This window comes from Limimaricola variabilis, from assembly GCF_014195545.1.
Lineage (GTDB): Bacteria > Pseudomonadota > Alphaproteobacteria > Rhodobacterales > Rhodobacteraceae > Limimaricola > Limimaricola variabilis.
Map to the genome: position 1 here is coordinate 125416 of NZ_JACIBX010000005.1, position 12506 is coordinate 137921.

Annotated in this window: 14 protein-coding genes; 8 read left to right on the top strand and 6 right to left on the bottom strand. The window is 67.4% G+C overall.

What is annotated here, in order from left to right; all coding sequences use genetic code 11:
• The first annotated feature begins 101 nt into the window (after window positions 1-101).
• Together FHS00_RS08605 and FHS00_RS08610 are read left to right on the top strand one after the other, a co-directional pair.
• The gene (locus FHS00_RS08605) at window positions 102-1388 is read left to right on the top strand and encodes a lipoprotein-releasing ABC transporter permease subunit (protein WP_183471860.1); all 1287 of its coding nucleotides are present in this window, start codon (window positions 102-104) and stop codon (window positions 1386-1388) included.
• Complete coding sequence (locus tag FHS00_RS08610; protein ID WP_183471862.1) at window positions 1381-2058, top strand: ABC transporter ATP-binding protein; 678 nt, start codon at window positions 1381-1383, stop codon at window positions 2056-2058. The genes FHS00_RS08605 and FHS00_RS08610 overlap by 8 nt, the downstream gene beginning before the upstream one ends.
• 9 nt (window positions 2059-2067) lie before the next feature.
• Here the strand turns inward: FHS00_RS08610 and FHS00_RS08615 are convergent, their stop codons facing one another.
• The 3 genes from FHS00_RS08615 to FHS00_RS08625 all read right to left on the bottom strand — a co-directional run bounded on the left by FHS00_RS08615 (window position 2068) and on the right by FHS00_RS08625 (window position 5979).
• Window positions 2068-2595, bottom strand: coding sequence for an SANT/Myb-like DNA-binding domain-containing protein (locus FHS00_RS08615; protein WP_183471864.1), 528 nt, complete (start codon window positions 2593-2595; stop codon window positions 2068-2070).
• Between the two features lie 9 nt (window positions 2596-2604).
• Window positions 2605-4560 carry a DNA topoisomerase IV subunit B gene (gene parE / locus FHS00_RS08620; protein WP_183471866.1) on the bottom strand — a complete coding sequence of 652 codons (1956 nt, stop codon included), beginning with the start codon at window positions 4558-4560 and terminating at the stop codon, window positions 2605-2607.
• A 135-nt stretch (window positions 4561-4695) separates the two neighbouring features.
• Window positions 4696-5979, bottom strand: a complete 1284-nt coding sequence (locus FHS00_RS08625) for an alpha/beta hydrolase family protein (protein WP_183471868.1) — start codon at window positions 5977-5979, stop codon at window positions 4696-4698.
• 72 nt (window positions 5980-6051) lie between these two features.
• Between FHS00_RS08625 and FHS00_RS08630 the strand changes: the two genes are divergently transcribed.
• From FHS00_RS08630 to FHS00_RS08640, 3 genes are all read left to right on the top strand, one after another.
• The gene (locus FHS00_RS08630; protein ID WP_183471870.1) at window positions 6052-6942 is read left to right on the top strand and encodes an NAD-dependent epimerase/dehydratase family protein; all 891 of its coding nucleotides are present in this window, start codon (window positions 6052-6054) and stop codon (window positions 6940-6942) included.
• 69 nt (window positions 6943-7011) lie between these two features.
• Window positions 7012-8403, top strand: a complete 1392-nt coding sequence (locus tag FHS00_RS08635; protein WP_183471872.1) for an MATE family efflux transporter — start codon at window positions 7012-7014, stop codon at window positions 8401-8403.
• 23 nt (window positions 8404-8426) lie between these two features.
• A complete protein-coding gene (locus FHS00_RS08640; protein ID WP_183471874.1) occupies window positions 8427-9032 on the top strand; it encodes a DedA family protein in 606 nt (201 codons plus the stop codon).
• Here the strand turns inward: FHS00_RS08640 and FHS00_RS08645 are convergent.
• Together FHS00_RS08645 and FHS00_RS08650 are read right to left on the bottom strand one after the other, a co-directional pair.
• A complete protein-coding gene (locus FHS00_RS08645; protein WP_183471875.1) occupies window positions 9029-9439 on the bottom strand; it encodes a hypothetical protein in 411 nt (136 codons plus the stop codon). The two genes, FHS00_RS08640 and FHS00_RS08645, sit on opposite strands and share 4 nt — an antisense overlap.
• A 13-nt stretch (window positions 9440-9452) precedes the next feature.
• Complete coding sequence (locus FHS00_RS08650; RefSeq protein WP_183471877.1) at window positions 9453-10655, bottom strand: pyridoxal phosphate-dependent aminotransferase; 1203 nt, start codon at window positions 10653-10655, stop codon at window positions 9453-9455.
• Window positions 10656-10779: 124 nt separating this feature from the next.
• Between FHS00_RS08650 and FHS00_RS08655 the strand changes: the two genes are divergently transcribed.
• The 3 genes from FHS00_RS08655 (at window position 10780) to FHS00_RS08665 (ending at window position 12052) form a co-directional block, all read left to right on the top strand.
• Window positions 10780-11163 carry a helix-turn-helix domain-containing protein gene (locus FHS00_RS08655; RefSeq protein ID WP_183471878.1) on the top strand — a complete coding sequence of 128 codons (384 nt, stop codon included), beginning with the start codon at window positions 10780-10782 and terminating at the stop codon, window positions 11161-11163.
• Window positions 11164-11192: 29 nt separating this feature from the next.
• Window positions 11193-11465, top strand: a complete 273-nt coding sequence (locus FHS00_RS08660; protein WP_183472029.1) for a succinate dehydrogenase assembly factor 2 — start codon at window positions 11193-11195, stop codon at window positions 11463-11465.
• 77 nt (window positions 11466-11542) lie between these two features.
• A complete protein-coding gene (locus FHS00_RS08665) occupies window positions 11543-12052 on the top strand; it encodes a MarR family winged helix-turn-helix transcriptional regulator (protein WP_183471880.1) in 510 nt (169 codons plus the stop codon).
• 19 nt (window positions 12053-12071) lie between these two features.
• Here FHS00_RS08665 and FHS00_RS08670 read toward each other — a convergent pair whose 3' ends face one another.
• A complete protein-coding gene (locus FHS00_RS08670) occupies window positions 12072-12500 on the bottom strand; it encodes a VOC family protein (protein WP_183471882.1) in 429 nt (142 codons plus the stop codon).
• Window positions 12501-12506 lie beyond the last annotated feature (6 nt).

Below are 12506 nucleotides of genomic sequence, written 5' to 3' on the forward strand. Positions count from 1 at the left end.
CCTGCGTCAAGCGCCGACACCGTGGCGTGAGCGGGCGTGGCTGCGGCTTGACCATGACCGCGCGCCCCCCCAAGGTCCGCGCGCATTTGACAGGACTTCGCATGGCCAACCGCACCGCACCGTTTTCCGCCTTCGAGTGGATGATCGCCTGGCGCTACATCCGCGCCCGCCGCGCCGAGGGCGGGGTCAGCGTCATGACCTGGATCAGCCTGGTCGGGGTGACGCTCGCCGTCTTCGCGCTGATCGCGACACTGGCGGTGCGGGCGGGCTTCCGCGAGGAGTTCATCGACACGATCCTCGGCGCCAATGCCCATGTCACCGTCTACCAGGACAGCGTCATCCCCAATACCGACATCACCCGCCGGGTGATCGAGGATTACGACGGCCTGTCCGAGCGGCTGATGCAGATCGACGGCGTCACCCGCGCCGCGCCGGTGGTGCGCGGGCAGGTGATGGCGAGCTTCGGCAACGGCAATGCCGGTGTCGAGGTCTACGGCCTCTCGGCGGAGGACCTGTCGAGCCTGCCGCGCATCGCCGATCCCGAAACCGGCGTTGGCGACATCGCCCGCTACGGGGAGGGGATCGCGCTGGGCTCGGGCGTGGCGCGCGAGCTGGGGGTCGGGATCGGCGACAAGGTCCGGCTGATCTCGCCTAACGGCGCGCAGACCCCGATGGGGCAGAGCCCGCGCGTTTCGGCCTATGAGGTCACCTACATCTTCACCGCCGGGCGCTACGACATCGATCGCACCCGGGCCTATCTGCCGCTGGCCGAGGCCCAGCTGTTCTTCAACCGCGACAACGTGGTCGACGAGATCGAGGTAATGGTCGAGGACCCCGACAACGTGCAGGAGTTGCTGCCCGAGATCCTCGAGGCGGCGGGGCCGACAGCTTTCCTGTGGACCTGGCGCGACAGCGCGGGCGCCTTCCTGCGCGCGCTCACCGTCGAGGACAACGTGATGTTCGTGATCCTCTCGATCCTGGTGCTGATCGCGAGCATGAACATCATCTCGGGGCTGATCATGCTGGTGAAGAACAAGGGCCGCGACATCGGCATCCTGCGCACGATGGGGCTCACCGAGGGCTCGGTGCTGCGGGTGTTCTTCATCTGCGGTGCCGGGATCGGCACGTTGGGCACGATCCTCGGCGTGGTCCTCGGCTGCGCCTTCGCGATTTGGATCGACCCGATCTTCTCGGCGGTGAACTACTTCTCCGGCGGCGGCGTCTGGGACCCGTCGATCCGCGGCATCTACGCGCTGCCCGCCAAACTTGAGCTGGGCGACGTGCTGTCGGCCGTGGCCCTGTCGCTGACCCTGTCCTGGGTTGTCACCCTCTTTCCCGCCCGCCGCGCGGCGCGGATGAACCCGGTCGAGGCGCTGCGCTATGAATGACCCGATCCTGAAACTCACCGGCCTGACCAAGACCTACAACAAGGGCAAGCCCTCGGAGGTGCAGGTGCTGCGCGGCGCGGAGCTGTCGCTGCATCCCGGCGAGGTCGTGGCCCTCGTCGCGCCCTCGGGCGCGGGCAAGTCGACGCTGCTGCATATCGCCGGGCTGCTGGACACGCCCGATGCGGGTCATGTCGAGATTGCAGGCCAGGAGATGACCGCGCTCTCAGATCGCCGCCGCACCCAGGCCCGCCGCGCCGATGTCGGCTTCATTTACCAGTTCCACCACTTGCTGCCCGAGTTCACGGCGCTCGAGAACGTCGTGCTGCCGCAGCTGGCTGCCGGGGTCTCCCGCCGAGAGGCCGAGGAGCGGGCGCGTGGGTTGCTGGCACAGGTCGGGGTCGAGCAGCGCGCCGATCACCGCCCGGCGGCGCTGTCTGGCGGCGAGCAGCAGCGCGTGGCCTTCTGCCGGGCGCTGGCCAACGCACCGCGGCTCCTGCTGGCCGACGAGCCCACCGGCAACCTCGATCCCGACACGTCCGACAGGGTGTTCGACGCGCTGATGGCGCTGGTGCGGGGAACGGGTTTGTCGGCGCTGATCGCAACGCACAACCTTGAGCTGGCGAGCCGGATGGATCGGGTCGTGCGGATGGATCACGGGGTGGTGGCCTGAACGGCTGGATCAGTCCCTTTCTATGACGTCATCGTCCGAGGCGGTGCCGCTGGGTTTGGTAAAGGAGCTCCGAGGTCGTCGACGCCGGGGCGGATTGCGGTCAATCGAATCCCTTGGTGGGGTTTGAACGCGCGGAGCGGTATCGGCGAGGTCGCACGCCCTGAGGATGACAGGGAGATCGTTCAGGATCGCCGGGTGACGCCAGGCGGAATCCGGAGATAGCGGTTTGCCGGTAACCGGATGTCGGCCCATCAGCACACGGCGTAGCGGGTGCTCGGTTCTCGACCGTTCGGCCGCCCGCCCATGACCGTCGGGGTCAAGCAACTGCCTTAGACGGTAGCGGATCGAACCGGGGGGACGGGCAAGATGCCGTGAGATGCCCTCGTCCGATAGGCGCTGTTCGCGGTGCAGTTGCAAAAGCACCTGCTCCTCGGCCTTGCTCCAGGGCTCGCTTGCTCGAAAATACCCGTCCCGCGTCAGGTCGTGGAACGGATAGGCACCTGTTTCGTCTATGAAATCATCAGGATCATCGGCCATAGCCTCCGATCAGACATCCAATTCCTCAACAAAACGTGCATTCTCCTGAATGTACTGAAACCGCAGCTCCGGCTTCTTGCCCATCAGCCGCTCGACCAGATCCGCCGTCTCGCCCGGCTCCTCGTCGTTGATCGATACCCGGATCAGCTTGCGCGAGGCGGGATCCATGGTCGTCTCCTTGAGGTCCTTGGCGTCCATCTCGCCCAGACCCTTGAAGCGCTGCACGTCGATCTTGCCTTTGCCGCCGAGGCCCTTGGCCATCATCCGCTCCTTCTCCGCGTCGTCGGAGACGTAGAGACGCCTGGCGCCTTGGGTCAGCCGGTAGAGCGGCGGGCAGGCGAGGTAGAGGTGGCCGTGGTCGATCATCGGCCGCATCTGGCTGAAGAAGAAGGTCATCAGCAGCGCCGCGATATGCGCGCCGTCGACGTCGGCGTCGGTCATGATGATGACCTTCTCGTAACGCAGATCGTCGACGTTGAACTTGGTGCCCAGGCCCACGCCAAGCGCCTGCGTCAGATCGTTGATTTCCTGGTTCGAGCCGAGCTTCGACGAGGCCGCGCCCAGCACGTTGAGGATCTTGCCTCGCAGCGGCAACAGCGCCTGCGTCTTGCGATCGCGCGCCATCTTGGCCGAACCGCCCGCCGAGTCGCCCTCGACGATGAAGAGCTCGGTCCCCTCGCGCGCGTTGGTCGAGCAGTCGACCAGCTTGCCGGGAAGCCGCAGCTTCTTGGTGGCGGATTTGCGGGCCGTCTCCTTCTCCTGCTTGCGCCGGAGCCGTTCCTCGGCGCGCAGCACGAGGAAATCGAGGATCGCGCCCGCCGATTTGGTGTCGGAGGCCAGCCAGTTGTCGAAGTGGTCGCGCACCGAGTTCTCGACGAGGCGCTGCGCCTCGGTGGTGGCGAGGCGGTCCTTAGTCTGGCCCACGAATTCCGGCTCGCGGATGAAGCAAGAGACCAGCGCGCAGCCGCCCGTCGTCAGGTCCTCGCGGGTGATCTGGCTGGCTTTCTTGTTGTTGACCAGCTCGCCATAGGCCCGGATGCCCTTGAGGATCGCGGCCCAGAAGCCCGCCTCATGCGTGCCGCCCTCGGGCGTGGGCACCGTGTTGCAGTAGGACTGGGTGAAGCCGTCTCGCGAGGGCGTCCAGTTCACCGCCCATTCGACCTTGCCGGGCACGTTGAACTTCTCGCGGAACTCGACCGTGCCGGCGAAGGGCTTGTCGGCATAGGTCGAGGATTTGCCGAGCGTCTCGGCGAGGTAGTCGGCAAGGCCGCCGGGGAAGTGGAAGGTCGCCTCGCGCGGCGTCTCGCCGTCGTCGATCTCGGTCTTCCAGCGGATCTCGACACCCGAAAAGAGATAGGCCTTGGACCGCACCATCTTCAGCAGCCGCGCCGGCTTGAAACGGTGGTGGCCGAAGATCTCCTCGTCGGCATGGAAGGTGACGGTGGTGCCGCGCCGGTTCGGGGCGGCGCCGATCTTGGCGACCGGCCCCTGCGGCACGCCACGCGAGAAGCTCTGCTCGTAGAGCTCGCGGTTGCGCGCGACCTGCACGACCATCGAATCCGACAGCGCGTTCACGACCGACGCGCCGACGCCATGCAGACCGCCGGAGGTCTGGTAGGCCTTGCCCGAGAACTTGCCGCCCGCGTGCAGCGTGCAGAGGATGACCTCCAGCGCGGATTTGCCGGGAAACTTGGGGTGCGGGTCGATCGGGATTCCGCGGCCGTTGTCGCGGATCACCACGGAGTAGTCGGCCAGAAGCTCGACCTCGATCCGGTTGGCGTGGCCCGCGACGGCCTCGTCCATGGAGTTGTCGAGCACCTCGGCGACGAGGTGGTGCAGCGCGCGCTCATCCGTGCCGCCGATATACATGCCGGGCCGCTTGCGGACCGGCTCCAGCCCCTCGAGGACTTCGATGGAGGAGGCGTCGTAGGCGGGCTCGGCGCCGGAGAGAAGATCGTCGGGCATGGGCACTGCTCTTGTTCTGGGGTGCCGGCCATATAACCCGGAGGTGGGGGCAGGGGCAACGCCATGCTTGATGCGGACGTTCTTATTTTGTGCCGGGTGCGGGGTCCGGGGCCGCGCGGGCGGCCCCGGCGCGGGTCACTCGCCCGCCACGCGGGTCTCGAAGCGCAGGCCCTTGGCGGTGCGGTTCGGGAAGCCGGCCCAGTAGTTGTCCGCCGAGTTCGGCGTGCCGTCCTCGGCCCGGTCCCAGACCGCATCGGCGCTGTCCGGCACGAGGTCGAGATAGTCGGCCTTGGCCGCGTCGCCTTTGAGGTGCAGGTCGAGGAAGGCGGTGACGAAGTGCTGGGTGACGTTGTTCATCCGCACCGTATCCCAGACCGGATCGGCGTAATGGTCGAAGGGGGCGTAGCCCAGGCTCTCGGAAACGGTCCAGCTTTCCTCCGGCGCGGGCATCGGCGCGGCGGCGTTGTGGTTGGCGTCGTCGAAGGTCAGCAGGTGCCGCTCGGTGCCGGTGGTCTCCTCGAAGATCGAACGGATCGCGTCGTAACCGGACACGTCATCCACCCCGCCTGCGATCAGCATCAGGGGCTTGTCGATGGCCGACAGCCCTTCGGCATCCCAGGCGTCGCGGTTGCGGCCCCAGGGCCCGATCGCCACCACCGCCTTGACCCGCGCGTCGGGCAGATCGGCCATGGTCTCGGCGCCATGCGCGTTGATCTCCAGAAGATCCTGCGGCGGCGCGTAGCGCGAGGTGCGGAAATCTTCGGTCAGCCCGGCGCCGGAGAAGATCAGCGCGCCGTAGCCGCCCATCGAGTAGCCGATGACCGCCGCCGTGTCGCCGTCGGTGATCGCGCCGATGCCGTCCTCCAGCTCGGCCATGCGCTCCAGCACGAAGGCCTGATCGCGGGGGCGGTTAACCAGCGTCGAGCCGAAGGCCCCCATGTCGTCATAGGTCGAATCCGGGTGGTCGACCGAGGCCACGACATAGCCCTTGGTGGCGATGTTCTCGGCAAGATGGCTCATCAGGAACCGGTTGCCGGGATAGCCGTGCGAGACGAGGACGAGCGGATATTCGCCCTCGGCGGCGGGGGCGGCGTCGCGCGCAGCACGGCCCGCAAGCTGTACCTCCGTCACGCCGTCGCGCAGCAGCGCCGTGTAGCTGCCGACCGGCTCGGTGCCCTCGGCGGCCGGGTACCAGACCTCGACGGTGATCTCGCGGTCGTAGTCTTCGACGCCATCCTCGGTGGCACGGGCCACGTCCGGCACGCTTTCGCGGGTAAAGGTCATGGTGGTGACGCCGACAACATGCGCGCCATGCGCGGCCAACTCGGGCGCGTCGGGGCGGATGCGGTCGATCCGGTTTTCCGCCATCGCAGGCGCGGCCAGCAGCGCCGCCGAAGCGGCCAGCAGGAACTTGGTCATTCTCTCTCCTCCGGGTTGCGCCGGGATGGGGCCACACTATGACAAGCGGTACAAGACGCGAGGGAGGACACCATGCGCATCCTGTTCACCGGCGGCGCGGGCAAGGCCGGCCGCCATGCGATCCCCTATCTGCTGGAGCGCGGCCACCGCGTCACTAATCTGGATCTCGTGCCGCTCGATCATCCGGGCGTCGACAACCTGATCTGCGACCTCACCGATGCCGGGCAGGTCTTCAACGCGGCCCATGCCTATGCCGGCTTCGACGAGCTCGAGCCGGGGACGGGCGTGCCGCGCTACGACGCGATCGTGCATTTCGCCGCCGTGCCGCGGATCTTGCTCAAACCCGACAACGAGACCTACCGCGTCAACGTGATGAGCACCTACAACGTGCTGGACGCGGCGGCGAAGCTCGGCATCCGCAAGGTGATCTTCGCCTCCTCCGAGACGACCTACGGCGTCTGTTTCCACGATGGCGAGGTCAAGCCCGCCTACCTGCCGGTCGACGAGGAGCACCCGACCGTGCCGCAGGACAGCTACGCCATGTCCAAGGTCGTCAACGAGGCGACGGCGAAGAGCTTCCAGGCGCGCACCGGCTTCGACATCTACGGGCTGCGGATCAACAACGTGATCGAGCCGCATGAATACGCAGAGCAGTTCCCGGCCTACATGGCCAACCCCGCGCTCAGGCGACGCAACATCTTCGCCTATATCGACGCGCGCGATCTCGGGCAGATGGTGGATCGCTGCCTCGCCACCGACGGGCTCGGCTACGAGGTGTTCAACGTCGCGAATGACGATCTGTCGGTCGGGTTGAGCAACGCGGAGGTCCGCGCGCAATTCTACGAAGGGGTCGAGCTGCGGCGCGAGATGGGGCTGCAGGAGAGCTTCTATTCCAACGAGAAGGCCAAGCGGATGCTGGGTTTTGCACCCGTGCATGGCTGGCGCGGGACGCTCGGGGGCTGAGCCCGCCCCGACGTCAGGGGTACAATCGCGAACTGGACGCGGGCGCGACGGGCGGCGTAGGAAATTTGCATGACGCAGGCAGTTATTTCTCCCGAGCAGCCCTTCGAGGCGCGGACCCGCGGCCAGCATGCGCGCAAGCTGTTCACGCTGGCGCTGCCGCTGATCGGCTCGAACCTCGCGCAGATGGCGATGAACGTCACCGACACGGTGATGCTGGGCTGGTACGACGTGACGGCCCTGGCGGCGGCGACGATCGCGACCTCGCTCTATTTCCTGCTCTATATCGTCGGCTCCGGCTTCGCCTGGGCGGTGATGCCGGTGGTCGCCGCGGCGGCCGAGGCCGGCGACAGCGTGCTGGTGCGGCGTGTGACCCGCATGGGGATCTGGATCGGCCTGATCTATGCCGCGATCTTGGTGCCGCCGTTAATGTGGGCCGAGACGATGCTGCTTGCGCTGGGCCAGGAGCCCGAGGTGGCACGGGCTGGCGAGGCCTATCTGCGGATCGCGGCCTGGGCGATGGTGCCGGGCCTAGTGGCGATGGTCATGCGGTCCTTCCTGTCGGCGCTCGAACACACCTCGGTGCTGCTGTGGTCGACGCTCTTGATGGCGGTCTGCAACGCGGTGCTGAACTACGCCCTGATCTTCGGCAATTGGGGCGCGCCTGAGCTGGGCATCCAGGGCGCGGCGATCGCCTCGCTGTCGATGGCGATCCTGCAGGCGGTCATCCTCGTGGTCTACGCGCTGCGGCGGCTGCCGCAATACGACCTAATGCGGCGGATCTGGCGGCCCGATCTCGAGGTGCTGGGCCGGGTGGTCCGGCTCGGCGTGCCGATCGGCCTGACCAGCCTCGCCGAGGGCGGACTCTTCGTCGCCACCGGCATCATGATCGGCTGGATCGGAGCGGTGCCGCTCGCGGCGCATGGCATCGCGCTGCAGATCACTTCGGTCGCCTTCATGGTCCAGGTCGGCCTGAGCCAGTCCGCCACCGTGCGCGCGGGCCGGGCGCTGGGCCGGCGCGACGAAACGGCGCTGCGGCTAATCGGCCAGTCCGGCATGGTGCTGTCGACCGTCTCGGCGGGGCTGGTCGGCCTGGTCTTCGTCCTGATCCCCGAAATCTTCGTCGCGGCTTTCGTCGATCCGGGCGACCCGGCGCGCGACGCGGTGGTCGCGACCGGTGTGACGCTGTTGATGCTGGCGGCGCTTTTCCAAGTGGTCGATGCACTGCAGGTGATGGCGCTAGGGCTGCTGAGGGGCGTGCAGGATACCGGCGTGCCGATGGTGATGGCGGCGATCAGCTACTGGGTGATCGGCATGCCGGTGGGCTATCTGCTGGGCTTTCCGCTCGGTCTCGGCGCGGCGGGGGTCTGGCTCGGGCTGGTGACCGGGCTGGGGCTGGCGGCGGCGCTGCTGCTGTGGCGGTTCTGGTCTCGCTCGGCGCGGATCACGGATCAGGAACCCTGACGCCGCCCGCTGGTTGACCGGCCATGTTCGATTTCATCACCAGTTGGATCGCCGCCGGCGGCGCTTTCGCCGTCGCGTTCCTGATGTTCCTCGAGAACGTCTTTCCTCCGATCCCCTCGGAGCTGGTGATGCCGCTCGCCGGCTACAACGCCGCCACCGGCGAGACGAACCCGATCCTGACGCTTCTGGGTGGCCTGATCGGGACGGTTGCGGGAGCGTGGCTCTGGTACGAGCTGGGCCGCAGGCTCGGCCGCGAGCGGCTGATGCGCTGGATCGATCGGCACGGGCGCTGGCTGACCCTGACGCGCGAAGACGTGGAGCGGGCGCTGGGTTGGTTCGACCGGCACGGGACGGCCGCGATCTTCTTCGGCCGGATGATCCCCACTGTGCGGACGTTGATCTCGGTGCCGGCCGGGCTGCAGCGCATGGGGCGGATCCGATTCCTACTCTACACGACCGCCGGATCGCTGGTCTGGGTCGGCGCCCTGTTCGGCGCGGGCTACCTGCTCGAGAGCCAGTACGAGCGGGTGCAGGGCTGGCTCAATCCGGTGACCAACGGCATCATCATGGTGATCGTCGCGCTCTATCTGTGGCGGGTGATCCGCGGCAAGGGTCGGCGCGACTGCTAGTCCTGCCGCCGCGCCGCCTCGACCCGATCGGCCTTCTTGCGCACTAGGATCGTCCGCAGGTCGTGCATGGCCAGCAGCAGCGGCTCGGTCACGGCCTCCAGATCGGCCTCGCTGGCCTGGCTCTGCACCCATTGCGCGGTGAGGTTCATGTGGTCGATGGCGCGATGGATATCGTCGATCTGCCGGGCCGCGAGGATCGCACGACGCTGTTCCAGCCAAGCTTCGGCCGCGGCCCGGTCCTCGGGAGCCATCTCGCGGTTGCCGGGGGCGCGGATCTCGCCGTTGCGGGTGTTGATCACCGCGATCTGCTCAAGGTCGACCCGGCGGTGCCGGGTCTCATCGCCGATGCGGTACATGGTGCCGCCGGTCTCGCGCACCCTGAAATAATAGCCCGACAGGTCGGTCATCGCGTCTCTCCTCCTAGCGCAGCCTGTCGCAAAAGCGACGGATGCGGGCGCAGGCCTCCTCCAGCGCCGCATCCGACGTGGCATAGCTGACGCGGAAGTTGGGCGACAGTCCGAAGGCCGCGCCGAAGACGACGGCCACGCCCTCTTCCTCGAGCAGTGCCGTGGCAAAGGCCTCGTCATCGGCGATCACGGTGCCGCCGGCGCTGGTCTTGCCGATGCAGCCCGCGATGTCGGGATAGACGTAGAAGGCACCGTCCGGCACCGGGCAGGTCACGCCCGGGCAGGCGTTCAGCGCCGTCACGACGAGATCGCGGCGGCGTTCGAACACGGCATTGTTGGCGGCGATGAAGTCCTGAGGGCCTTCCAGCGCCTCGACCGCGGCCCACTGGCTGATCGCACAGGGGTTCGAGGTCGATTGCGACTGCAGCTTGGCCATGGCGCGGATCAGCGGCTCGGGCCCTGCCGCATAGCCGATGCGCCAGCCGGTCATCGCATAGGCCTTGGAAACGCCGTTGACCGTGAGCGTCCGGTCCTTGAGGCCCGGCTCGACCTGGGCGGGCGTGCAGAAGCGGAAATCGCCGAAGGCGAGGTGCTCGTACATGTCATCGGTCATCACCCAGACATGGTCGTGGCGCATCAGCACCTCGGTGAGGGCCTTCAGTTCGTCGCGCGAATAGCCCGCCCCGGTGGGGTTCGAGGGCGAGTTGAACATCAGCCACTTGGTGGCAGGGGTGATCGCGGCCTCCAGCGCCTCAGGCGTCAGCTTGAAGCCGTCCTCGATGCCGCAGGCCACGGTGACGGGCGTGCCGCCCGCGAGCAGCACCATGTCCGGATAGCTCACCCAGTAGGGGGCGGGGATGATCACCTCATCGCCCGGATTCAGCGTCGCCATCAGCGCATTGTAGAGTACCTGCTTGCCGCCCGTCCCGACGCTGACCTGTGCGGGGCTGTAGGCGAGACCGTTGTCGCGCTCGAACTTGGCGCAGATCGCGCGCTTCAATTCGGGGATGCCGTCGACCGCGGTGTAGCGGGTCTTGCCCGCCGCGATGGCGCGGCGCCCGGCCTCGGCGATGTTGGCCGGGGTGTCGAAATCCGGCTCGCCCGCCGAGAGACCGATGATGTCGCGGCCCTGCGCCTTCAGTTCGGCCGCCTTGTTGGTCATGGCGATGGTGGGCGAGGGCTTCACCCGCGAGAGGGTGTCGGAAAGAAACGGCATGACGGTCTCCGGGATGTCGCTGGCTGCGCGGGACGGGTCGCGCCCGTTCTTTCAACGGCGCCCCGCCCATGTCATATGGCTGGGACGGGCCGCCATCAAGCGGCCGCCGGGCAGGAGGGATGCGATGCAGGACGAAGGCTATTACAGCGAGGCGGCCGCCACCTTCGGTGACAGGCTCGCGGGTGCGCGCGAAGCGGCGGGGCTGAGCCAGACGGCGCTGGCGACGCGGATCGGCGTCGAGACCGCGACACTTCAGGCCTGGGAAGACGACATGGACGAGCCGCGCGCCAACCGGCTGCAGATGCTGGCGGGGATGCTCAACGTGTCGCTGAGCTGGCTGCTTACCGGGCGTGGCGACGGCCCGGAGGCACCGGCCGAAGGCACACCCCCGGCGCTGGGCGAGATCCTGTCCGAGATGCGGGTGCTGCGCGCCGAGATGCTGCAGGCGGCCGAACGCATGGCGACCCTGGAGAAGCGGCTGAAGCGGACCGCGGAGGCGGCCTCGTGAGTGGGCTGCCGATCGAGCCCGCGGCGCCCATCGACGAGCCGCGCGACACGCGCGAGCGGCGGCTCGCGATGCGTTCGATGCGGCGGGGGATCAAGGAGATGGACCTGATCCTGCAGGACTTTGCCACGCGTCGGCTGGCGGCGATGAGCGACGCGGAACTGGCCCTCTACGACCGGCTTCTGTCCGAGAACGACCACGACATCTATGCTTGGATCGCCGGCACGCAGCCGGTGCCCGAGACCTACGCGGCATTGGTTGCCGAGATCGCCCAGGGCGCGCGCGGCGTGACCCGGCCGCGATGAAGCGTCCCGCCGTTTAACCGTTTATTCGTCATTCTTCTGCATTTCTGCCTACGGGCGGGCAGAATGGAGAAGTGACGATGAGCGTGCATTCCACCCTCGAGCCGACGCTGCGCGGTGCCCGCGACACGGCTTTCATGGCGAGCTATCTCGACAGCCTGACCTTGGTGGAACGGCTGCACCGGCTGCTGCTCGACGTCATCAAGGACGAGTTCGAGCGCGTCGGCGTGATCGAGATCAACGCGGTTCAGGCGCTCCTGCTGTTCAATGTGGGCGACAACGAGGTGACGGCCGGCGAACTGAAGTCGCGCGGCTACTACCAGGGCAGCAACGTCAGCTACAATCTCAAGAAATTGGTCGAGGCGGGCTACATGCACCACCAGCGCTGCCACGTCGATCGCCGCTCGGTCCGGGTGCGCCTGACCGAAAAGGGCAGCCGCATCCGCGATATCGTCGACAAGCTGTTCGCGAGCCACGCGGCGGGCATGCTGTCACGCGGCGTGCTCGACCAGTCGGGCATCGATGACATCACCATGTCGCTGCGGCGGATCGAGCGCTACTGGAGCGATCAGATCCGCTACATCTACTGACCCCCACGGGGGCGGGGCCTCACCAGTGGCCGGTGTTTTCCATGCTGGCCCAAGGCTCCTTGGCGGGCAGAGCCTGGCCCGCTTGCAGCAGCTCGATCGAGATATTGTCGGGCGAGCGGACGAAGGCCATGTGCCCATCGCGCGGCGGCCGGTTGATGGTGACGCCGTTGGCCTGCAGATGCGCGCAGGTCGCGTAGATGTCGTCGACCTCGTAGGCGAGATGGCCGAAATGCCGGCTGTCCGAGGGCAGGCCCTCGTCGCCATCCCAGTTCCAGGTCAGCTCGACCGGGCAGTCCTCCTGCCCCGGGGGGGCCATGAAGACCAGCGTGAAGCGCCCGCCCTCGCTCTCCTTGCGGCGGGTTTCGCGCAGGCCGAGCAGTTCATAGAAGGCCATGCTCTTCTCGAGATCCTTCACCCGGACCATGGTGTGCAGGTATTTCAACGCCATTCCGGC

What these genes read in the sequence shown, in the direction of transcription:
- FHS00_RS08640 (WP_183471874.1), top strand. Translation starts at nt 8,427, where the DNA reads ATGTTCGATTTCATCACCAGTTGGATCGCCGCCGGCGGCGCTTTCGCC.
- FHS00_RS08635 (WP_183471872.1), top strand. Translation starts at nt 7,012, where the DNA reads ATGACGCAGGCAGTTATTTCTCCCGAGCAGCCCTTCGAGGCGCGGACC.
- FHS00_RS08670 (WP_183471882.1), bottom strand. Translation starts at nt 12,500, where the DNA reads ATGGCGTTGAAATACCTGCACACCATGGTCCGGGTGAAGGATCTCGAG.
- FHS00_RS08610 (WP_183471862.1), top strand. Translation starts at nt 1,381, where the DNA reads ATGAATGACCCGATCCTGAAACTCACCGGCCTGACCAAGACCTACAAC.
- FHS00_RS08615 (WP_183471864.1), bottom strand. Translation starts at nt 2,595, where the DNA reads ATGGCCGATGATCCTGATGATTTCATAGACGAAACAGGTGCCTATCCG.
- FHS00_RS08665 (WP_183471880.1), top strand. Translation starts at nt 11,543, where the DNA reads ATGAGCGTGCATTCCACCCTCGAGCCGACGCTGCGCGGTGCCCGCGAC.
- parE (WP_183471866.1), bottom strand. Translation starts at nt 4,560, where the DNA reads ATGCCCGACGATCTTCTCTCCGGCGCCGAGCCCGCCTACGACGCCTCC.
- FHS00_RS08630 (WP_183471870.1), top strand. Translation starts at nt 6,052, where the DNA reads ATGCGCATCCTGTTCACCGGCGGCGCGGGCAAGGCCGGCCGCCATGCG.
- FHS00_RS08650 (WP_183471877.1), bottom strand. Translation starts at nt 10,655, where the DNA reads ATGCCGTTTCTTTCCGACACCCTCTCGCGGGTGAAGCCCTCGCCCACC.
- FHS00_RS08655 (WP_183471878.1), top strand. Translation starts at nt 10,780, where the DNA reads ATGCAGGACGAAGGCTATTACAGCGAGGCGGCCGCCACCTTCGGTGAC.
- FHS00_RS08625 (WP_183471868.1), bottom strand. Translation starts at nt 5,979, where the DNA reads ATGACCAAGTTCCTGCTGGCCGCTTCGGCGGCGCTGCTGGCCGCGCCT.
- FHS00_RS08645 (WP_183471875.1), bottom strand. Translation starts at nt 9,439, where the DNA reads ATGACCGACCTGTCGGGCTATTATTTCAGGGTGCGCGAGACCGGCGGC.
- FHS00_RS08605 (WP_183471860.1), top strand. Translation starts at nt 102, where the DNA reads ATGGCCAACCGCACCGCACCGTTTTCCGCCTTCGAGTGGATGATCGCC.